The 21201-nt window shown below is 46.6% G+C and carries 17 protein-coding genes, 3 tRNA genes and 2 pseudogenes; 9 read left to right on the top strand and 13 right to left on the bottom strand.

Translation table 11 applies throughout. The features are described 5' to 3' along the window. The first annotated feature begins 3 nt into the window (after positions 1-3). Positions 4-1167: an iron-containing alcohol dehydrogenase gene (locus tag Y696_RS01100; protein WP_014730062.1), complete on the top strand. Its 1164-nt coding sequence runs from the start codon at positions 4-6 to the stop codon at positions 1165-1167. A gap of 1695 nt (positions 1168-2862) precedes the next feature. On the opposite strand, the gene Y696_RS01095 is transcribed toward Y696_RS01100, so the two are convergent. The 8 genes from Y696_RS01095 to Y696_RS01060 form a co-directional block, all read right to left on the bottom strand. Further along, a complete protein-coding gene (locus Y696_RS01095) occupies positions 2863-3708 on the bottom strand; it encodes a class II fructose-bisphosphate aldolase (RefSeq protein WP_006490358.1) in 846 nt (281 codons plus the stop codon). A gap of 1 nt (position 3709) precedes the next feature. Next, positions 3710-5167: an L-fuculokinase gene (locus tag Y696_RS01090; protein WP_121509608.1), complete on the bottom strand. Its 1458-nt coding sequence runs from the start codon at positions 5165-5167 to the stop codon at positions 3710-3712. Then, positions 5164-6120, bottom strand: a complete 957-nt coding sequence (locus tag Y696_RS01085) for a 1-phosphofructokinase family hexose kinase (RefSeq protein WP_121509607.1) — start codon at positions 6118-6120, stop codon at positions 5164-5166. The genes Y696_RS01090 and Y696_RS01085 overlap by 4 nt, the downstream gene beginning before the upstream one ends. After that, positions 6104-7072 carry a sugar-binding transcriptional regulator gene (locus Y696_RS01080; RefSeq protein WP_014730058.1) on the bottom strand — a complete coding sequence of 323 codons (969 nt, stop codon included), beginning with the start codon at positions 7070-7072 and terminating at the stop codon, positions 6104-6106. Before Y696_RS01080 ends, Y696_RS01085 begins: the two co-directional genes overlap by 17 nt. Before the next feature lie 3 nt (positions 7073-7075). Beyond that, complete coding sequence (locus Y696_RS01075; protein WP_014730057.1) at positions 7076-7912, bottom strand: carbohydrate ABC transporter permease; 837 nt, start codon at positions 7910-7912, stop codon at positions 7076-7078. Beyond that, positions 7909-8775, bottom strand: a complete 867-nt coding sequence (locus tag Y696_RS01070; protein WP_014730056.1) for a carbohydrate ABC transporter permease — start codon at positions 8773-8775, stop codon at positions 7909-7911. Before Y696_RS01070 ends, Y696_RS01075 begins: the two co-directional genes overlap by 4 nt. Before the next feature lie 67 nt (positions 8776-8842). Continuing rightward, entirely contained in the window at positions 8843-10084 is a 1242-nt protein-coding gene (locus tag Y696_RS01065) for a sugar ABC transporter substrate-binding protein (RefSeq protein ID WP_121509606.1), read from the bottom strand. A 1270-nt stretch (positions 10085-11354) separates the two neighbouring features. Continuing rightward, the gene (locus Y696_RS01060) at positions 11355-12725 is read right to left on the bottom strand and encodes a hypothetical protein (protein WP_006490347.1); all 1371 of its coding nucleotides are present in this window, start codon (positions 12723-12725) and stop codon (positions 11355-11357) included. 97 nt (positions 12726-12822) lie between these two features. Here Y696_RS01060 and Y696_RS01055 point away from each other — a divergent pair, with 97 nt between their 5' ends. The 4 genes from Y696_RS01055 to Y696_RS01040 all read left to right on the top strand — a co-directional run bounded on the left by Y696_RS01055 (position 12823) and on the right by Y696_RS01040 (position 14508). Beyond that, the gene (locus Y696_RS01055; protein ID WP_006490345.1) at positions 12823-14154 is read left to right on the top strand and encodes an MBL fold metallo-hydrolase; all 1332 of its coding nucleotides are present in this window, start codon (positions 12823-12825) and stop codon (positions 14152-14154) included. Positions 14155-14200: 46 nt separating this feature from the next. Beyond that, positions 14201-14289: transfer RNA gene (locus tag Y696_RS01050), tRNA-Leu, on the top strand. Positions 14290-14348: 59 nt separating this feature from the next. Beyond that, positions 14349-14425 (top strand) — tRNA-Met (locus Y696_RS01045). A gap of 6 nt (positions 14426-14431) precedes the next feature. After that, a tRNA-Met gene (locus Y696_RS01040) sits at positions 14432-14508 on the top strand. A gap of 866 nt (positions 14509-15374) precedes the next feature. Here Y696_RS01040 and Y696_RS01035 read toward each other — a convergent pair. Then, positions 15375-16622 (bottom strand): HD-GYP domain-containing protein, encoded by a 1248-nt coding sequence (locus Y696_RS01035; protein WP_121509605.1) that lies wholly within the window; start codon positions 16620-16622, stop codon positions 15375-15377. Between the two features lie 192 nt (positions 16623-16814). Here Y696_RS01035 and Y696_RS14225 point away from each other — a divergent pair, with 192 nt between their 5' ends. From Y696_RS14225 to Y696_RS01015, 4 genes and pseudogenes are all read left to right on the top strand, one after another. Next, the gene (locus tag Y696_RS14225) at positions 16815-16955 is read left to right on the top strand and encodes a hypothetical protein (protein ID WP_259459819.1); all 141 of its coding nucleotides are present in this window, start codon (positions 16815-16817) and stop codon (positions 16953-16955) included. Between the two features lie 546 nt (positions 16956-17501). Next, positions 17502-17829: pseudogene (locus Y696_RS14460) on the top strand (DUF1905 domain-containing protein). Between the two features lie 9 nt (positions 17830-17838). Next, positions 17839-18249: an iron chaperone gene (locus Y696_RS14455; RefSeq protein WP_121509604.1), complete on the top strand. Its 411-nt coding sequence runs from the start codon at positions 17839-17841 to the stop codon at positions 18247-18249. Between the two features lie 12 nt (positions 18250-18261). Then, on the top strand, positions 18262-18789 hold the full coding sequence (locus tag Y696_RS01015; protein WP_121509603.1) for a putative immunity protein: 528 nt from the start codon (positions 18262-18264) through the stop codon (positions 18787-18789). 315 nt (positions 18790-19104) lie between these two features. Here the strand turns inward: Y696_RS01015 and Y696_RS01010 are convergent, their stop codons facing one another. From Y696_RS01010 to Y696_RS14445, 4 genes and pseudogenes are all read right to left on the bottom strand, one after another. Further along, complete coding sequence (locus tag Y696_RS01010) at positions 19105-19620, bottom strand: metallophosphoesterase family protein (protein ID WP_121509602.1); 516 nt, start codon at positions 19618-19620, stop codon at positions 19105-19107. Positions 19621-19954: 334 nt separating this feature from the next. Beyond that, positions 19955-20200: pseudogene (locus Y696_RS01005) on the bottom strand (formylglycine-generating enzyme family protein); the annotation flags it as partial. Between the two features lie 47 nt (positions 20201-20247). Then, a complete protein-coding gene (locus tag Y696_RS14450; protein WP_121509600.1) occupies positions 20248-20502 on the bottom strand; it encodes an SUMF1/EgtB/PvdO family nonheme iron enzyme in 255 nt (84 codons plus the stop codon). A gap of 40 nt (positions 20503-20542) precedes the next feature. After that, positions 20543-20830 (bottom strand): SUMF1/EgtB/PvdO family nonheme iron enzyme, encoded by a 288-nt coding sequence (locus Y696_RS14445; RefSeq protein WP_147431763.1) that lies wholly within the window; start codon positions 20828-20830, stop codon positions 20543-20545. Positions 20831-21201: the final 371 nt, after the last annotated feature.

The raw sequence follows: 21201 nt of genomic DNA, 5'->3' as shown, positions 1-21201 counted from the left end.
TAGATGTTAGATTTCACATTTCACAACGCAACAAAGATAATCTTCGGAAGAAACACCGAGAAGAAGGTCGGAGAAGAGATTTCGAAGCTGGGCAAGAAAGTCCTCTTTCACTACGGTGGAGGCAGCATAAAGAAGACCGGCATATATGATCGTGTAGTAGAGAGCCTAAAAAAAGCAGGAGTGGAAATCTTTGAGCTAGGCGGAGTCAAGCCGAACCCTAGACTCTCGCTTGTAAAGGAAGGTATTGAACTATGCCGAAAGAACGGGATAGATGCAATCCTCGCTGTGGGCGGGGGAAGTGTCATCGACTCTGCAAAGGCGATAGGAATAGGCGTCCCCTACGAAGGCGATGTCTGGGACTTCTACTCAAAAGGAAAGAAAGTGGAAGAGATGCTGCCGTTGGGTGTAGTTCTGACTATACCGGCGGCCGGAAGCGAATCTAGTGGCGGCTCGGTCATCACAAACGAAGACGGCTGGTACAAGAGATCCACCAACAGCGTAAACATGAGGGCAAAATTCGCCATAATGAATCCCGAGCTGACATTTACGCTGCCAAATTACCAGACGGCAGTCGGGGCGGTGGATATAATGTCCCATGTAATGGAAAGGTACTTCACAAATGTCAAGAACGTAGATTTCACGGACAGACTCTGCGAAGCCACGCTTAGAACGATGATCAGGAACACTCCAATAGCTCTCAAAGAGCCTGAAAATTACGATGCTAGAGCCGAGATAATGTGGGCAGGGACAATAGCACATAACGACTTGCTAAGCACTGGAAGGATCGGAGACTGGGCTACCCACGGCATGGAGCATGAACTCAGCGCAATATATGACATAGCTCATGGCGGAGGCCTTGCAATTATGTGGGCTCCGTGGATGACATATGTTTACAAACATGATATCGAGCGTTTCGCTCAGTTCGCTTACAGAGTTTGGGATGTCGAACCGGACTTCCGCAATCCCGAAAAGGCCGCTCTTGAGGGAATCAAAGGGCTGAAGGAATTCTTCGCGAGCCTCGGCATTCCCGTTACCCTAACAGACGCAGGAATTCCCGACGACAGGTTTGACGAGATGGCCAAGAAGGCAACTGAAGACGGTCCTCTAGGTCAGTTCGTGAAGCTTTACAAGGACGATGTAAAAAAGATCTACGAACTGGCGAAGTGAGCTTTTATAAAGTTGAGTCTTGTCCGTTGCCGAAAAGAGAAGAAAAACACAGCTAGAAACCGAAGACAGTTTGTGTAATGTGGCGTTGTTTGTTGTAGGTGGTTGGTGGTTGGTCAGGTGCAAAGAACAAGAACGAGACCAATCCTCAAGAAGCATATTAAAGCAATCTGATCAGAACCAGCTCTTTTGGTCATCCTGAAGTGCTCCTGTTCAGGATCTGGGCTTTGAAGGGGAAGACCGAGGTTAGAGGTCAGTTGTCAGAGGTTGGAAGAGCAACGGAAGCTGGATTATCGCTGGACGGTTCACCGTTCTCAGAAAAGAACGGTTACGAGTTCCTAGATGCAAGTTGCAAGAAGAAGAAAGAAGATTCTTTCCCAATGGCAATGAACTAGGCTCGTTACTGACATCCAAGAAGTGAGCATCGAGATTCTGAATCAAGTTCAGATGACGGGATGCGACGTTTTCGTAATTGCCTAACACTGTCATCCCAAACTTGTTTCGGGATCTGGCTTCGAAAGAAACCGAGGTTAGAGGTCAGTAGTCAGAGGTTCGAAGAACAAAAAATGGATTCTCCGTTCTCACAAAAAAAACGACTGCAAGTACCGAGATGCAAGTTGTAAGAAGAAGAAAGGAGACCCTTTCCTAATGGCAATGAACTAGGCTCATTGCTGACATCCAAGAAGTGAGCATCGAGATTCTGAAACAAGTTCAGATGACGGGATGCGACGTTTTCGTAATTGCCTAACACTGTCATCCCAAACTTGTTTCGGGATCTGGCTTCGAAAGAAACCGGGGTTAGAGGTCAGTTGTCAGAGGTTGGAAGAGCAACGGAAGCCAGTTCTCCATTGAGTGGTTCTCCGTTCTCAGAAAAAACGGTTGCAAGTACCAAGATGCAAGTTGCAAGATGAAGAAAGAAGACCTTTTTCTAATGGCAATGAAGTAAGCTCGTTACTGACATTCAAGAAGAGAGCGAGATTCTGAATCAAGTTCAGAATGACGGGATGTGACGTTTTCGGAAAGCCCGTCGGGATTCTGAATCAAGTTCGAGAATGACGGAATTGATAGCGGGTCTAGGGTATTGGGTCTAGGGCCTGGCAAACTGAAGCGGCTCTGAACCATTACCGATTATCAATGCCAATGAACAATCATCAAGGACTCCATACTGGATCTGCTCTCCGATCCAATCGAAGGACGGGTCCACGATCTTGAGGGACGGTTCTTTACAGCGGCCAGCGGGTTTTTGTTCTTAAGCGCACAGCGGCTCTTTCCTTGCGAAGTCTTACTACCTTCTATTGCAGTAGACGGGGACAGACGTCAAGAGCTCGTCAGTCCCCTATTCGTTTCACAGCGCTCAGCGTCTTCTAGACAGCGATCAGCGGGTCTTGTGGCCCGCGAAGCGGAACTGGCTTCGCCGAAAGCGAGGCTGGCCAGGCGGAGCCTGACTGGCCTGCGTTAGCAGACTGACTCATGGATGCTTAAATCAAGCTTTTTTTCGCGGTACTGAGTTGATCGGAATCCTGACCAGGAGCACGAACCTACCCTGAAAGCCTGCCCCCAAAGTGATCCTGTTTGGGGGCTCCTGTTCAGGGGATTCTGTTTGGGGTCCTGTTCAGGGCATCTGCACGGGATTGCAGTCTTGCTAGACCCATACCAAACCCACTTCTCAACGTAGCACTGATTTAGATCAGGCGATAACTAGGCTCTGTTGCCGCTTCCGAGGAGTTCTATTTTCTCTTTTACTGTGTCCTTGACTCTCGGCACGGCCAGTTTGAGTAGTTTCAGTTGATCATTTAGATCTGGATCATTCTGTAGAACCTCTCTTATACCTTCAGTAAAGACGGTCTTCAGTCTTGTCCCGATATTTATCTTGGAGAAACCAGTTGTGGCAATGTACCTAAGGTCGTTGTCGGACACGCCGCTGGAACCATGCAGCACAAGTGGTACAGGTGAGACTTCGGATATCGCGTCGACCAGATCTAGATGAATCTTGGCTTCCTGCTTCTGCATTCCGTGCACAGTGCCCACAGCCACGGCAAGCGCGTCGACGTCGGTTGCCTCGCAGAACATTACGACATCCGAAGGATCGGTAAGTATTTCAACGGCCGATTCCCCTTCTTCACCCTTTGCAACTCTTCCCAGTTCAGCTTCAACTGATACATCGAAAGCTCTTGCAACCTTGACTACGATCTTGCTGTTGGCAATGTTTTCTTCAACGGGTAACATGGAGCCGTCGTACATAACTGAAGTGAACCCTGCGTGGATGGACTTGAATATCAGCTCAAGACTACTAGCGTGATCGAGATGGGCAACAACCGGTATATCGACCCTGTCCGCCACTTCTTTAATAAGAGCCGCAGCAAGCGTCGGTCCCCAGTGTTTCATACAGGTTCCAGCAGCCATGAGTATTACTGGTGATCTCGCTTCCTGCGCTGCTTCTACAATCGCAACGAGGTCTTCGTATAGATGAAAGTTGAAACCAGGCACAGCGTATTTCTTTGCTTGCGCATCCTTGAGAACTTCTGTAAGCGGTACTAACGGCATTTTATCCCTCCTGAATGTCTAACTTTTTGTTTCTTTCTATTGCCAGATATTCTTTCGCGTTCTTCTCATAGATCTCTTTCAGCGGCTCAACCAGATGCTCGTCCGGGTGAATCTCTTCCGGTTCAAGAAGGTTTACGCATTTTTCAATAACCTCATCGGCTCCAACGCCGTGAGCCGCTGCAAAAGCTCCACCAAGAGCGGTCAATTCGCTTGTAGGCAGAACCCAGATCTCTTTTCCGAGGAGTGAAGCCTTGTATTTCATCAGCAGGCTATTGAGGCTTCCTCCTCCTCCGCTGATGATTGGTAGCTCTTTTCTTGTAATCTTCTCAATGTTATCCACGATTCGCTTGCTGATCGAGGAAAGGTATATGTAAGCAGATTGCATCAGTTGCTCCTTGTTCAAAGGAATAGGCATTTCAAGAAGTGTTATTCCCTGCAAACCTTCCCCAACAACGAGATCGCCATTCACAAGGAAGAGCGGTCTTGAGTTCAGCTGGCCAAGTTTCTCAATTTCATTATTTAGTCTCTCGTATCCTTCCTTCGTGGCATCGGTCTGGGTTAGGTCCATTAGGGATTGGAGTAGTTTTCCGTAGTATCTAACATTGCTTTCGATGTAGTACTGATGATCCTCGTATGCTATTCCTACCGTTCCCCCCGGCATAAATGGGCCGGCAAAATCCAGAGATTCGGCGGTACCGGAAACAACGGCGGCAATTACGGAGGCCGAACCCATTGAATCAAAGAGAAATTCCTTTCCACGCGCAAATGCCTGTGCCGCGTAAAGCCCTGTGATGTGATCGTGGCCTGCGCTAATAAGAGGAATTCCGGATTTAGTGTGACCAACTGGTTCACCAGTGTATCTGAGTTCGCCCATCGTTTCTTCGCTTTCTCCGATGTACTTTATCAGTTGCGAGTTCCATCTGCGAGAGTGTATGTTGACCATGAAGGATCTGCATGCCTGGCTCATATCCCAGGCAGGTACGCCTCCCAGCGAGTAAGCAAGATATGAAGACACTGGTAGCCAGTTCTCCACACCTTCTGGCCTGAAGAGTTCCTTCTGAAGGAGTATCTTGTAGAGCGAGAAGGTGTAACTATTTTCCACCCCCGTTATTCTGTAAGGAGCGAGATTGTCAACCGATTCTCTATGACTTTCCCATAAGGGATACGTCGATCTGTCATACCACATCACGGATTTTGACAGTGCTTTTCTCTGCCTAACAGGGATAACCGTCTCTCCAAAGCTGGAAAAAGCTATGGCAGCAAGAGAATGAAGGGCACCGACCTTTCCGATTATACTCTCGACGTATGACCTGGTGAGTTCTAGATCTAGAAACTCGACTCCTCTCTCTTTATTCTTCGGAGTCGACGAATGTATCACTTCAAGGATCCTCCCATCTTCTCCAAGAACCAGGCACTTGATGTTCGTCGTTCCAATGTCTATCCCGAGAAAGACATTCATAATACCACTTCCGTAACAACTACGTCGCCGATTACCTTTTCTACATCAGAGTATTCGAAAATCGCGGCTCCATAGTGCATGGTATTCGCGGCGCCACAAGCGGTCGCGATCTTCAGCGCCTCTCTCTTCGACATCTTCGCCTCTTGACCGTATATGAGCCCGGCAAAGAAAGAGTCTCCCGATCCAACCGAAAAGTCAGAAAAGACTTTCATCGATCTCGCGTGGAGCTTTTCGCTTTCCGAGAGCCACACACTGCCCATTTTTCCATTCGTGATTATGAGATCCCTTATCGAATATTCCCTTCTGAAATCATCCATCGACTTGAAATCGTCTTTATTGATTCCAAAGGCTACCTTCAGCTCATCCGCGTTGATTTTTAAGAGTTCCGGTGAAACCGTCACGATCTTAGACAGCCAGGAACCGGCAATGTCCACTTTAAGACTGCAACCGGCCTCTCTGGCAATTCTCACAAGTTGAAGAAGTGAGCCGTTCTCGAACCCTCTCGGGGCACTCCCGGAAATTACAAGGTTCATACCCGGTCTAACATGACCTTTGAAGAACTCCATAAAACTCTCTATTTCGACCGGCTTCATGAGAGGTCCAGGTTCGTTTATCATAAGTATTTTGTTTTCGTACTCGTAAACAAGGGCAGTGTTAATCCTGTTTGAGTCTTCTATCCAGAAGTTTTCTGTCACTATTCCCAGACGATCACACTCTTTTTCAATTATCGATCCAACCTGTCCGCCTAGTATGTTTATGCAGAAATACTCACTGTGCCCGAGAACCTTGGATAGTACTCTCGCAATGTTGAGTCCCTTACCGTCCACGAGTGTTACTACTTTGTCTCCGCGCACCACGTTCGGGATCTTTGTAGGATTCTTGAGAATAACCCAGTGATCATAACAAGGATTTAAATTAAGGATACAAGTATCGATGTTATTGTCCTCCTTCATCGTAAACTATGTATTCTTTCACAAACTTTGCTGTGAACTCATCTGTTATAAGAACATCCGCAAAGCCACCTCTAAGCATTCCCACCAGACCATCCACTTTGTGGTGGCCAGCAGCTACAATGACTCTTTCGCCTGCATTCATATATTGCTCGAAGCTAAGGTTAATACACTTGTCGAGGATGCTCTTCTCAAATCTTTTGCCGTTTATATCGAAGTAATGGGTCAATACGTCTCCTACCACATTGTTCTTCTCGAGCTCGTCCGCATAGCTCACTTCGAGCAAATTCTCTCTGAATAGGGGTGATCGCGCGATGGAGTATCCGACACTACAGATGATAATATCCAGTGAGTTCCAGAGTTTCTGGATGTTCATGTACTCAAGGGATTGCTTTGTATTCTCCAGCTGGCGGGCGTTTTCGAATATGAAGGGCAAATACATTGGAACGGCTTTTCCCGATAGCCGAGTGGCGAAATTCTGGACAATGTGGTTGATGTTAAACCTTTTGTCGGCGAGTCTTGCGGTACCCCCTGATAAAGGTATAAGTTGCCAGTCCGGTCTTTCAAGTCTCTCAATCGATTCCGCTACGGTAAAGATTGTGTTGCCCCATCCAAGCCCGATATTCATAGGCTTTTCAGGCAAAGTTCTCAGATATTTATGAACCTCTCTAGACAAAGCCTTCAAGACAGTCTTTTCGTTCCTCGCACCTCTTGCGATGAACATCTTCTTCAGACCATATCTCTCCCTGAAGAAATCCTCGTATTCCCTTCTAATGGATGTCTTTACCGATGGCTGCTCAACTTCAATATGAACGATTCCTCTTTCTTGCGCCATCTTGAGATATTTGCTAATCTGTACTCTGGAAACGCCGTACTTATTAGCAATATCCTTCTGGAGCATTCCTTTCACATAGTAATCGGTCGCAACCTCGAAAAGCAGTTCATCGCTAATCATCTCTTACTCCTTCACAGATCCGCTTACCAGTCCCGCTATAAAGAACTTCTGCAAGATCATGAATATTATGAGCGGCGGAATCGTCGCCAGTATCGATCCAGCAAAGAGCGGACCCCACCTAGTCTGATACTGACCCACGAAAAGCTGAAGGAACGTCGGGATTGTCTGTTTTGCCTTTGATGTCAGAATAGACATCGAATACATGAGTTCACTCCATGAAAACAAGAAGGCGTAGACACCTACGGCTGCTATCCCTGGAAGCGTGATTGGCAGAATAACCTTTCTGAACGCCTGGCCAAAGGTACAGCCGTCTATTCGCGCAGCTTCTTCCAGCGATTTCGGTATTGATAAGAAGAAGGTTCTCATGAACATAATAGAAATTGGCGTTGTGAATGGCAAGTAAGATAGGATCAAGCCAAAATATGTATTGAGAATTCCAATATTGTTGAGCGTCTTAAAAATCGGTAGAAGGAACACTACGACAGGAAGCATTTGAAATACCATAACTCCTGTAAGAAGAGGCCTCTTGAATCTGAACTCATATCTGGCAAACGCATAGGCGGGAAACAATCCAATAAGTATGGAGAAGAACATTGTCCCAGTCCCTACGATTACACTGTTCTTGAAGTAAGACCAGAAATTCATGTCGGCTATCTTGTCAAAGTGCTCTCTCGTTGGTTCGAAAATGAAATATTTTATTGGATAGGCATAGATATCCGGATAGGTTTTTATCGCAGTCAGGATAAGCCACACAAAGGGGAAGGCTATCACCACTGATAGGAATATTAGCAAAGAATAGGTAATTGACTTCTTGACCTTTTTCTTTGTGCTTCTCTTCATCTCGCTTCCTCCTTTGCAATGCTTCTCAGGAAGACAAATGCGATAGCGAATATTGCAACGAACAGAATATTTGAAAGTGCGGCTGCTTTGTTGAACTCCAGGAACCTGAATCCAAGTTTGTAGATATAGGTAACTACAGTCTCTGTACCGTATCCCGGTCCGCCTCCCGTCATGATGTAGATCAGCGGGAAGTAGTTGATCGTCCAGATCACAGTAAGCATAAGTGTTGTCATAATGACCGGCTTGAGCTGAGGAATAGTAATCCTCCAGAATCTTCTGATAGAGTTGGCGCCGTCGATTTCTGCAGCTTCATAAAGATCGGGTGGTATTGTCTGAAGCCCTGCCAGGAAAAACATTCCAGAAAGGCAAAAGCCTTTCCATATGTTTGCAATTATTACCGAGATCATAGCCATATTTTCAGTAGCGAGCCAGGGTATGTAATCATTTATTATGTTCATTTTGACCAGAACATCATTGAGCACTCCATACATATCGTTGTACATCCACTTCCACATCACTCCGGCAACAATGTCCAGCGTTGCCCAGGGAAGTATGAGAATGATGCTCCTGAATATTATCTGCCCTTTTGTCGATTCATTTAGAAGCAGAGCGACGAGCAAGCCGAGAAGCAACTGTCCAAGTACACTTCCTATTACCCAGACAACGGTGTTAATCATCGATCTACCGACAACAGGATCGGTGAACACACTTGAGTAGTTCTGAAGTGTGAAGGCACCCTCTTCAGTTGTGAAACTGCTGTAGATATTAGAGCCTATAAGATAAACGAAGAGCAAGACTATTATCAAAAGATAGGGCAGTACCATTTTGAAGGCTGTCTTCTCTTCTCTTGCAAGTTTACTCATCTGTTTTCAACCCTTTCATCAGGGAGTAATGAAAGGGCGGGCTCTTGCCCGCCCCATGGAAAGTTTATCACTTAGCCAGTATAGCGTTTACATTTGCCTCAGCAGTTTTAATTGCTTCTTCAGGTGTTGCTTTTCCAAGAAGAACGTCCTGAATCATGATTTGAATCTGCTCAGAAACCTGAGGATATTCGGGAATTGGAGGTCTTGAGACTGCGTGTGGGAAAGTCTCAAAAATGACCTTCCACTTTGGGTCCTGAAGAACTGGTGCATCAAAACAAACGTCCCGTCTGGAAGGCATTGGCCCGCCTTTAGCTTCGATCCAGGTCATCCAGGTTTCATAGCTTGTCAGGTACTTCGCGAGTTCCCATGCATTATCCTTGTTTTTACTTGCAGATGGGATAACCAGTGCCCAACCACCGAGAACACTTGCGGGTGTTGCTCCATAAGGATGAAGAGAAACGCTGTAGTTTCCAACTATATCGGGATTTGCTGTTTCAATGAGCGGGAAAGACCAAGGCCCACCAACCGCCATTGCAACTCTGTTCTGAGCCATCATGTTTCTGTAGTCATCTTCGTTATATGTAACTGCGTTGGGGCTTACGGCATAAGTCAGCGCTAGATCGGTATAGAACTTGAGAGCTCTGAGGCCCTCAGGAGTGTTAAAGGCCGCTGCCGAGTAGTCATCCGTCAAAAGCTGACCACCAGCGCCGTAAAGGAAGATTATGTAAGCGAGAGTTGTGTGCTCAGTCTTGGTACCGCTGACTCCGTAACCGAACACTCTTTTGCTAGCATCTGTAAGCTTCATAGCCTGATAGACCAGTTCTTCCCATGTTGCCGGTGGATCGTTCCTGTCAAGTCCGGCCTGATCGAACATCGTCTGATTGTAAAGAAGAAGTCGGCAATCTGTATACCACGGAAGACCGTATCTTTCGCCGTTGTGCAGAACCGTCGGCCACAGATTCGGCCAGATTTGCTCAGTTCCGTCCCAGGAGTCAAGAAGAGCGCCCATTGGTTCTAACCAGCCCTTCTCTGCAAATGTTGGAACCCATCCACCTAGGTCGGCGAACGCAAGATCAGGGCCCTGACCTGCCTGTAGTGCCGTTAGAAGTTTGTCGTAGTAAATGTCAAAGCCGAACAGTTGAACCTCTACCTTAAGCCCTGTTTCCTCTTCGAACTTCCCCACAATCATTTCCCAGGTCTCATCGAGCTCAGCAACTTGTCCGCCAATCCAGATATTGATTACCTGGGATACTCCTGTGAAAGCCAGTACAACCAGCATCATGAATACCAGTAGCGTAGATTTTCGCATGTAATAACCTCCCTTTTTGTATTAAGTTACATATGTAACTTACTTATGTAACCATTTAATTCTATAATTAACAAGCTCTAAAAACCAATTCGAACTAGAATCGATGTTGACCGATTAAAACCATTCTAGGTCGAATAGAAGCAAGAAACTCATTTCTAATAAGAATTCTCTCTGAAAATGCAATAAGAAACTGATAGAATCGCTAAATTAAAATGAGCCTCAAAGGTCTGAACTCAACCGAGAGAAAAACAGAGGATTAGTTGCAAGAACAAAAAGGGGAGCGCAAGTCCAGCGTCTTGGCTCTGGGTTTGGTAAACAGAAGTCATTGCCCACCAATGATTATCAGTGCTACTCCAGACGGAATTTGACAATTTCGTAATTGCCTAACATTGTCATCCAGAACTTGTTTTGGGATCCGGGCTTATGAGAAACCGTGATCGGGGGTAGCGGCTAGGGGGTTGGAAAGAACAAAGGATCAGTTCCAAGTTGTGAGTTGCAGTGTGCGAATAAATTCGATCCAAACGGATGTAGGGGCGTGCGGCGGCACGCCCGCTATTAAGGATCAATCTTCCCAAGGATAGAGATCGTCCTCTTCAATAGTTGAACGAACCTAGAGATTCTGGCCAGAAGCATGCCAGAATGACGGGAAGGACTGTCATCCCGAACTTGTTTCGGGATCTGGTTTTTGAAGACGTGGTCGGTGGTAGCGGCTAGGGGGTTGGAAAGAACAAAGGATCAGTTACAAGTTGTGAGTTGCATGTGCGAATAAATTTGATCCAAACGGATGTAGGGGCGTGCGGCGGCACGCCCGCTATCAATAATGATCAGTCTTCCCAAGGATAAAGATCGTCCTCTTCAATAGTTGAACGAACCAAATTCTGGCCAGAAGCATGCCAGAATGACGGGAAGGACTGTCATCCCGAACTTGTTTCGGGATCTGGGCTTATGAGAAACCGTGGTCGGTGGTAGCGGCTAGGTGGTTGGAAAGAACAAAGGATCAGTTCCAAGTTGTGAGTTGCATGTGCGAATAAATTTGATCCAAACGGATGTAGGGGCGTGCGGCGGCAGGCCCGCTATCAATAATGATCAATCTTCCCAAGGGTAGAGATCGTCCTCTTCAATAGTTTAACGAACCAAATTCTGGCCAGAATCATGCCAGAATGACGAAAAGGACTGTCATCCCGAACTTGTTTCGGGATCCGCTTTTGTCAATTTCAGAGAACGGAGAACCGTTGGCGGAGAACGGTGCTTCTCAGCGGTCCTTGCTCGGCTAACTCTTCTTTTCTTTGCCTCTTATCTTCGCCTTTCTGAACCAGAAGAAGTACATAGCCCCTATATAAGCGGCAAGTCCCAGAATGAAGTACAAATAGTATATTGGCTGCTCCATTCTGTAACCCAGTATTGGAATATTGAGCAGTATGAGCATCGGAATCCCGAGGAACAATGCCAACCCGCTTCCGAAGACCATGTCTTCTGCTGTTCCACTTTCGAATGTGGGATCGACTTCTCTCAACAAGGCCATTCCCGTAGAGAGTGTCCCTGTGTGCATTCCAAAAAAGGTTACGATGTGCTCCAGCGGGGCCTTTTCGTAGATTCTTTTGCCGAACCAGATTGTGTAGCCTGCGGTGAAGAAGCCTCCTATGGTTGTGAGGATAATTATCGGCCATATGTACTCCTGAATCACCGTGAAGGAAATTCCGGCGATCGAGGCCGCAACCATGAAGTCGAAGACTCCTCCGCCGATCCGCTGGAGAAGGAAGTCGTTCATGTATTCAATTTCATACTTTTCTGATTTCCTGACTTTTTCATATAATGCTCTGAACGCCATTGCAAAAAGAACGCCTATCACGAAATGGAAACCCCAGAGAACCTGCGCGAATGTTTCACCGAAGGTTCCCAATCCGCCAATCAAACCCGTGAACCACTTCAGGAAAAGGTAGGTGACTAGATACACTATTCCAACAGCCAAAATCTGAATCGTGAAACCATCTATATCCGAGAATTCGAAGTCCCTTATGGTCGCCTCGATTCTCTTCTTGACGGTCGGTTTCTCGATCTGGATACCGATCTGTCTCTTTCTGTAGACCATTGTGTTAAGCATTACTATTCCGCCAAAGGCGGCCCAGAGAAATCCCAGCGTAGAGACACTGAGACCAACGGCTCCTCCACCTGTAAAGCCAAGAGCCTCCCACTGACTTCCGAGGGAATAGGCCTGACCAGGCCCCTGGGCGAAACCAAGGGCAAGGAGCAGCCCGAAGGGCGGGAAGAGATCCTTGAAGAACAGCCCAACAAGCGCAATACCAACAACGAAACCTACCATGCCCTGGAGAGCGTAAGACATGCTGATCAGGAAGCCAGTGTTGACGGATGACTTTGTGCTTGACCGCCGTGTCTTTTTCAACGCGATGGCAATAAACCCTATCGCCATGAGATGGTAGACGAGGTTTCCCAACCTATCGTAAGAGAAGGGAATTACCTTCAGCACTTCCGGACCAAGCAGAATCCCAAGAAACCCGGCAATGACAGCGTTTGGAATAAGAATCTTACTGAGAGGAGTGATGATTCTTTTCAAAACGGAGGCAACGCCCATAAGTACAGAGAGATAAGCTATGTCTAGAACAACAGTCCAATCTTGTTCCATGAGATCACCCCTTTTCGACAAAGCAATTGTATCAGAACAGAGTTAAAGTTAATTCCTCTGGTTTTTGTTAGAATTGTGATAAGAAGGAGGAAATTTAATGACACTTACGCCGCTAGGTGGCGGCCGCGAGATAGGCGCAAACTCCTATCTCCTTAGTCTGGACGGTAAGAACATCCTCATTGACGCAGGAAGACACCCAGTAAAGGAAGGTTACGAGTCGCTACCGGAAATTGACAAGATAAACGATCTAGATGTGATAATGATCTCTCACTCCCACTACGACCATCTCTCTTCTCTTCCGTATATTTCTCAAAGATGGCCAAATGCCCCGATCCTCATGGCACAGGAAAACAAAGGTCTGGCACTCAGAATTCTCCAGAACTCAGTCGAAGTCATGAAGAAGAAAAACGCCAAAGACGGGGTCGAGCCGATACTCTACAACCACAGTGAAGTGAACGAGCTGAAGAGAAGAATATATCCCGTGGAGTACTTTCAGAGATACTCAATAGACGATGTGGTAGATGTTGCCCTGTACCCTGCAGGCCACGTTATGGGCGCCGCCTCGATCTTTCTTGAACACAGAGGAAGGCGGATACTGTATTCAGGAGATATTTCTCTTTCTCAGCAGCTCACCATCCCACCTGCCCAGCTTCCCAAAAAGGTCGAGACACTCATATCCGAGGGAACATACGGCGCGAAAGAAAATCAGCTTCTGACAAGATACAGCGAAATAGAGCGCCTGAGCAAATCCGTGAAACGCGTTCTGGAAAACGGTGGCCGTATTCTCATGCCTGTGTTCGCTCTCGGTAGGGGCCAGGAAGCAATCTATATGCTCCTCATGCTCATGGAAAAGAAAAAGATCCCCTCAGTCCCGATATACACGAATGGAATGGTGGCCTCCCTCAGCAGTCTTTACATGAGCAACTACGAGAGTATAAGTGAAAAGGACAGAAAGTGGTTTATCAAGAACTTTCAAAATAACGTTACTGTGGCTCCAAAGAGCATCGAGAGGCTCCTCTTGTCGAGAGAGCCCGCTCTATTTGTCTTCTCAGCCGGGATGCTTGTCGAGGATACACTATCGTATATATTCGCGAAACAGATGCTGCCGAACAGCAAAGACGCGATCTTCTTCATGGGCTACCAGAGTCCCGAATCCGACGGATACAAAATCCTACAGGCAAATAAGAACGGCGATGAGCGAATTCAAATGGGAGACGATTCGATCGAGATCGGCACAAAGAACATAGATATCTTCAATTTCTCCGGTCACGCAGACTACCAGGAGCTGCTGGATCTTCCCAGAAGACTTCAGCCGGAGAAACTGATCTACGTCCACGGTGATGAAGCCGCGCTGGAAAACCTTGCCGAAGAACTCCAGTATGAGTTTGAGATTCAGATACCATCGAATCTTCAGACAGTCGAGCTCTAGCTCCGGTTGACAAGGAAATGTGCCGGTGTTATCATAGTGTACGGTTGCCGGGGTGGCGGAACTGGCAGACGCAACGGACTTAAAATCCGTTGGAGCGAGGGCTCCGTGTGGGTTCGATTCCCATCCCCGGCACCATGGAAGCAAAGAAAGCAGGTCATTAATATATAGAATATTGTGAGCAGATAGATACTCGGTGCGGGGTGGAGCAGTCTGGTAGCTCGTTGGGCTCATAACCCAAAGGTCACAGGTTCAAATCCTGTCCCCGCTACCATTATTAGGCGGTGTAGCTCAGCTGGCTAGAGCATGCGGTTCATACCCGCAGAGTCGTCAGTTCGATTCTGACCGCCGCCACCAAGCATTTAGGGCCTACGTGCGTGTATGAAGCGCTCAGATCAATGAATCTAGCCTCCCGTTGGGAGGCTTGTTTGTTTTTGGGCGAGTTTTTCGGCGATCCAAGACCACTGTTTCATTAGCTCTAAGGCTTTTAGAATTGCCAGTGGCTGTGATCAGCAGTTTTCACTAAACATCCGATTTTTGCTCTCATGGCGATGCACTGAGCTGAAAATAACCAACCCGTTTTAGATTTCCCTGCATAATGAGAAGTGACTTCGCGAAATATAGACTGTAGATGTATTCACTTACTGTTGCTGAAGAGTTGCCAATGAGAGCCTATGTACTCTATTTCTCATCCTGAGGACTATTCGAGTAAGATGGGGGGACGGGTCTTCATGGGCTTTTGTTTCTGCAGGAATGTATTTGCAGAAGGTATGACTCATGTTCTTCACCAGAAAATCACAATCAATACTATACTGCCAATTTCCTTCAAATGAAGAAGCGATGGAGACAAGAAAGTGCATCATCGAAAGTTTTTTTACAGTCCATCACTGCGAAAGAAATCCAAATTTGGAGAATGGCTCCGGCATCTAGATATTGTCCATGACTATCGTAAAACCACGAACGAATATGGCTATTACCGTGATAACAAGCCCTACGACCAAAATCGGGATAACGCTTGAAACTGTGATTTTCACCACCCCTGTCTATTATTCTATGCTTCTCCTTTGTATTGAGTCAATCTTCAGAAAGTGTCGATCTGCTAAGCCTTCTAGACAGAAAACCCGCACAACGAAATCAACGCCCATCATATCGCTCCGACCAGAAGCAGAAGAGTGTATGAGTTGCTTGCGTCACAGACTTGTTTGATGAGGCTATCCAGAAAATCAACTTTGACTTCTAATGATCCCGCACTTACGCGGATTCCTCCCGCAAAGCTCGTTCTCGAGTTCCGGAAGAATACTTATCAGTTCGGATACTATATCTTGATCAAGGGGCATTTCAGTCATCATTTCAACAGCCTGGGTAAAGGAGTAAGCGTCTCTGTAAGACCTGTTCGCCGTGAGGGCTTCGAAGACATCTGCCACGGCCAGTATCTTAGCCTCTAGCGGGATTTGGTCTCCCTTCAGACCCTGAGGATATCCAGAGCCGTCTTCCCTCTCGTGATGCATGTAGACACACGGAATAAACTGCTGAAGATACTTGAAGTGCTCAAGGACTTCTTTTCCGTGGGCTGGATGTCCTTGAATGACCTCTCTTTCGATCTCATCGAGCGGTCCTCTCTTTCTCAATATCTTCTGTGAAATCCCGATCTTCCCTATGTCGTGAAGTTTAGCTCCGTTAACGATTTGCTGGATCTTCTTCCTGCTTAATCCGAGTTTCTTTCCGAGAAGTCCGGCTATCTTCGACACATTCTTAGAATGAAAAGCCGTATAAGAGTCCTCAAGCTCCCACAAATACATGATCTCCTGTAGGCCGTGCATCTCGTAGTATCTGGAAAGTCCGAGCGCCAGCACTTCCATCATAAACAAGACACCGAGTATTCCGGCCGTCAAAGAGTGGAATATGAGCCACTTCGTGAGGTCATATCCTTCTACTTCAGCCCTAAGCCCATACGCAAAAGACTTTGATCCTCCGGAAGTTAAGCTTACTCTCTCATCCAAGTGCATCTCCGAGAGTAAAGCATCTTTGTCGATACTCGCAATCACGACCCGGTCAGAGACCTCATTTTCCATAAGGCTGTCATAGATGTTGAAGTAGAGGTAAAGCTCTTGATCAATGTTAGATAGCTCGTATTGATTTTCAAGCGGTACATTGGGCGGTCTTTCTATTAGTCTGGCAGACCTTACTCCCGGAAAATCTTGCTGTATTTCTTGGAGCATCCCTTCAACAAACTCTTCATCTCCAGAAGAAACCGCATTGTACATTGCGCTCCACTGAAAATAACCTACGCTAAGAGCAGATGCTAGATTCTCAACAGATGTCTCGAAAATTCCTGAGTAAATCTTCTGTGTGTAATCTATAGCTTCATTCTGAAAGATATGATATGGAAGCAGCATCAGAACACCGGTAACAGCAAAAACGAAAATGACTAGAGTAGGGCGGATATACCTGAGCTCATCGAATCCTCTCATGTTACACCTCCCATTGCTTTGCTGAACTTCATAAGTTTTGTTCAATCATATCACTTAATCTTTTGATCTAAACACTATCGAAAAACTATCAGAAACACTTGTATAACTGCGAGCCAGTAGATGTTTTGTTCTGCAGATAAACTGATGTAAGAAATCCTTCGTATTGTAGTCATTCTCATCGGAGACAAAGGGATGAAAAGCGGGGAGATTGACTATGAAATCCTTCGGATAAGGGAGTTCGGCAAGGCCATGCACCGCAGAAACGTTGAGGTACGAGTCTTCAGTTACAGTCCTTCCGAAGACGGCCTGAAGAAACTGGCCGAAAGTTTCTGATCACTGCATGGACAGGATGTTGAGGGACTTACAACCGTTTTCTGCCTGTCGGAAATGAACCCACAATCGACGGCTGCATGAAAGGAAAGGGATGCTACGTTGCATTTGACTAGTAAAGTAATGCTTGGCCTGGGATGAATGGATCGGTGAGAGTCCGGTCAGAAGCGAGATTTTCCTGCCGCTCAGGCAGCTCAAGTTCACCGTTAGATCAAACAAAACTGGTTGCAAATTGTGGTTCCTAAAGTCCGGGAATCGAATCTAGATTGCCGGTTTCTTTTTTCGAAGAGCCGCGACTTGGAGTTATCATTCTTCCTGAAGCAATTTAGTTTAACTTCTATAGAGGCCTATGGATTCTTTTCAGCGGAAGAGCAACCGTGTATTATCTATACGGAGTTCAGTTTGGTTATTCTCGTTATTACCGGTTTGATCACTAGACTCAACCTCCCGAGGTTTCAGCGTAGAATTACAAAGACACTTGCAACAAACCGGATTGAGACGCTCTGTGATAAGAGTCATGGAATAATGTTCTTGTTTATGGACGCCACAATGAAACTGTTGAAAGCTTTTTTCTGTGGGAGGGCGTTGATTATTAGCCGAAAACTCAATGAGTTCGAAGCGATTATTCGTAAGGTCCCCGACATTGATGGAGCATATATCGAATTCCCATGTGATATCAGGGGGAATTCTGTACGGGAAGGGTTAAAGTCTACGCCACTTTTGATGGTGAGCCGCGCGACGGAAGCCTTGCAAAATGGGCACGAAGAATTCCGAGGGTACCATTTGCTACGTTATCGGCATAAGGAAGGATATTAGGTCTAGAATCGGAAAGAAGCCCGGTGACTGCGTTAAACTCACGGTAAGGGAAAGGGAGTAGTGAGTTCCTGTGCGGCAGTGCCCAAAATGTGGTCGTGAATTTGAGAAAGAGAATCAGAAGCATTCTTGCGGCGAGCCCCTTAAAACGATTGACTCCTATATTGAAGCCCAACCCGAAAGCGTTCGTCCATTCCTTCATAAGGTGAGGGATACGCTCTGCGCGACGCTCGCGGACTCCGTGGATAGAATCTCGCGGAAAATTCCCACTTACTGGAAAAAGCGCAACATAATCCGCTTCGCGGCCATTGAGAACCACATCGGGCTCTATCCCGGTGACAAAGCCGTTGCGCATTTTGCCGACCGGTTGACAGAGTTTAGTAGAAGCAAGGGCGCGATTCAGTTTCAATACGGCAAGCCGATGCCTCCGGGGCTTATTGCAGAGACCGCAGAATGGTGCTATAAAAATAACGAACATCACTGATGGAGGAAGAGTATGCCGAGATTGCGAAAGATGCTCAACGACTTGAGTGCTCCGTATATTCAGTTGCTCATGAGACAAATCGAAACTCAGAGCAAGACAACGCTCGTAAACTGGGCGGTCGATTACTCTGAGAGAGTTATTCTGCCTCTGTGGTTGAAGTATTGCCCGGACGACTTACGTCCAAAATTTGCGCTGGATTCCGCGAGACAATGGCTAAACGGCAAAATCAAATTGCAGCAGGCGAAAAAGAAAATACTTCTGTGCCATGAGGCTGCAAGAGAGACCGAAGGAAATCACGTTGCTCACATAGCGGCGAGAGCGATTGCTCAAAGCGTATCGACTATTCATGCTGCGAGGCACTGTATAGGGCTCGCTCTCTATGGGGCTCTGGCGATCGCTTACGATGAACTGGGAACAGAGGCCCCCTGGGAACGTCTTGAGCTACGCGCCTCTGAGGAGTGTGAACGCATGCTTGCGGCACTTTGGGAAATTTCGATTGTAGACGAACCCAATCCTGCAAACATCGATTGGTACTACTGAGCGTGTTGAGTTTTAGGCGGGCAAATCGGCGTCCCACTGCACAATCACCGTAACGTTAAGAATGATTCAGTAAAGAACGAAGGCGAAGGATCAGTTGCAAGTTCCAGTGTGCCAAGTTGCAAGACACACTGCTGGAAGCGTAACAGGCTCTATCCGTCTCCAGCTGTTCCTTCTTGCTTCACAAACAAACCGGCAAGGATAAATCAGTATATCACTTACTAAATAGCAGTATTTGAAATACTATTGTGATTCCGCTCTGTCCGCGAATTTCTTGCAATGCAGCCGGCTTTTCGGCTCCAGCATCTGACCAAACCCTCAGATACCTGCTAGTTCCAGCAATTTTCTTAACTCAACAGGTCTGTATCCAATGTTTTCTACGGAAACGTTGAAGTACCTTCCTGTATAGTTCGCGCCTGACAATATGGAGTCATGGATGTGTCCGTGAATGTTCAGGGCTATATCTGCTCCTGGATTGGGCTGAGCTCTATGAGTAAGAAGAATCTTGACATCATTTCGTTCGGGATGTTCAATGACAAGCCTCTTGTGAACCTCAAGAAATCCGGCTTCAAGGTAAATCGCAGCCTTTCCATCATGATTACCCTTTATCAGTATGATTGAACCGTTCAGAAGCCTACGAAATCTCTTGGCATTCTGTTTTGGTCTCATACAAAAATCACCGAGAAGATACACAAGATCGTCCTCCACGACTGTCTCGTTCCAACGGTCTATTAGTTTCTGATTCATGGTTTCCACATCGGGAAAGGGTCGACTGGTATAGGCGATTATGTTCTTGTGGTCAAAATGTGTATCGGAGATAAAGAACACTTTCATATTATTGAACGACTCCTGATAATCATAACGTATTTCTTGATCTGACCAAACGATATCTCACGAAACTCTTAGGATATTACTGCAACGATCCGCACAAGAGGAACTCGTATATCCTGAATGCGCATGAATTCGATTATATGATAGTTTGAGTATCTGACCAGTGTCAACTTCCAGGTTTCGCTTTGACTCACTCATAAACCATCGAGCAAACTTATCTGAGAGGTCTAGTTCAATATTACGATCTCCACAAAAAAGGGGACAGGTTTCGCCAGCCTCTACCCTAGGTTTATCTGCCTCAGCTGTCCTTAACTGAAAAATCGTCAAGAGAGCAAACTCAGAACGCCGTCCTGCAAACCCGAAAACCCAAATAATAGTATCTGAAAGTACGCACGTTTCTGCTCCGAATAGCTACTAGAACGGCGTTCTCGGTGTCAAACCAACTGCCACCACGAAACACCATGAAAGAACCACCGTCATTATACGGATTCGTCTGCTCGGAATCGGAATACTCAGAATACCAGTCTGAACAAAGCTCCCATGCATTTCCAGACATATCATAGAGTCCGAGCTCGTTGGGGGCTCTTGTGCCGACCTAGTGTGATCTGCAGTTGTTTTTTGTAATAGCTTTCAAGTTATCTTCCCGCTAAGCGGGCCTTGAAGAAGCTCAACTGAAGAATTGTATGAGTACCAGGCGGCCTCATCTGCGTTGCTGTTTCCCGAATACCTGAACCCCTTGCTTACCTTCCCACCACGGGCAGCGTATTCCCATTCGGCCTCCGTCGGCAGCCTATAGCCGACAACCGTGGAAGGATCTGTAGTTTTTATCCCATCTTTGTCTAGAAAACTACCGTTTTCGTCGTATGCCTTCGGGAGATTCTCCATTTAGCTCAGCCAGTTGCAGTATTCCACAGCATCGTTCCAGTTAACGTTCATTACACTCTCCCCTTCCCCAATTCTCATCGTCTGGGCTGCTTTTGCCTGCGGCCTCGCAGAAGGCGTCATACTCGTTGAATGTGGTCTCATACTTTCCTATATAGAAGCCGTAAGTGAATGTCACCTCGTGAGTCGGTTTTTCATTTTCGTATCCGTTGCCCCAGGTGTCTCCCATCGTGAAGCTGCCCTTCTCTACCAGCATAAATTCCCCATCTCTTGCCAGCATAGGAGTTGCCAGAAATATAACGCAGAATGTAAGAAGTATCGCTTTCTTCATTACCCCACCTTCATAAGTGAGGCTTCGCACCTAAAGTAAGTACGTGAAGACTAAGGAAATATACGGCAGGTAGAGCAACGCGCTCATATGATCAATATAGCAGTTTTTCCATCTTAAAGGAATGAATATTCACTTGTGAAAACTGCCGTCTCGAGAATTTGCTTTTCGATTCATAAGCCTGGCTAATCTCTCTATATCATCGCTCCAGTCCAGCACTCATAAAGGCTGGTTCGGGATTGACGATGAGCATGGGAGTGAACATTGTGAATATGGGAAGAAGCAGTCCCGATTATTCCGGCAAGAACCTAAACGAATCTGGCGTAACGATATTTCCTGCACAAAAGGCTTTTGTAAATGATTTTCTTGTCTTG

The sequence above is a fragment of the Mesotoga sp. H07pep.5.4 genome (assembly GCF_003664935.1).
Lineage (GTDB): Bacteria > Thermotogota > Thermotogae > Petrotogales > Kosmotogaceae > Mesotoga > Mesotoga prima.
Note: the sequence above shows the minus strand (reverse complement) of the source record. Positions and strands in the feature narration are given on the sequence as shown.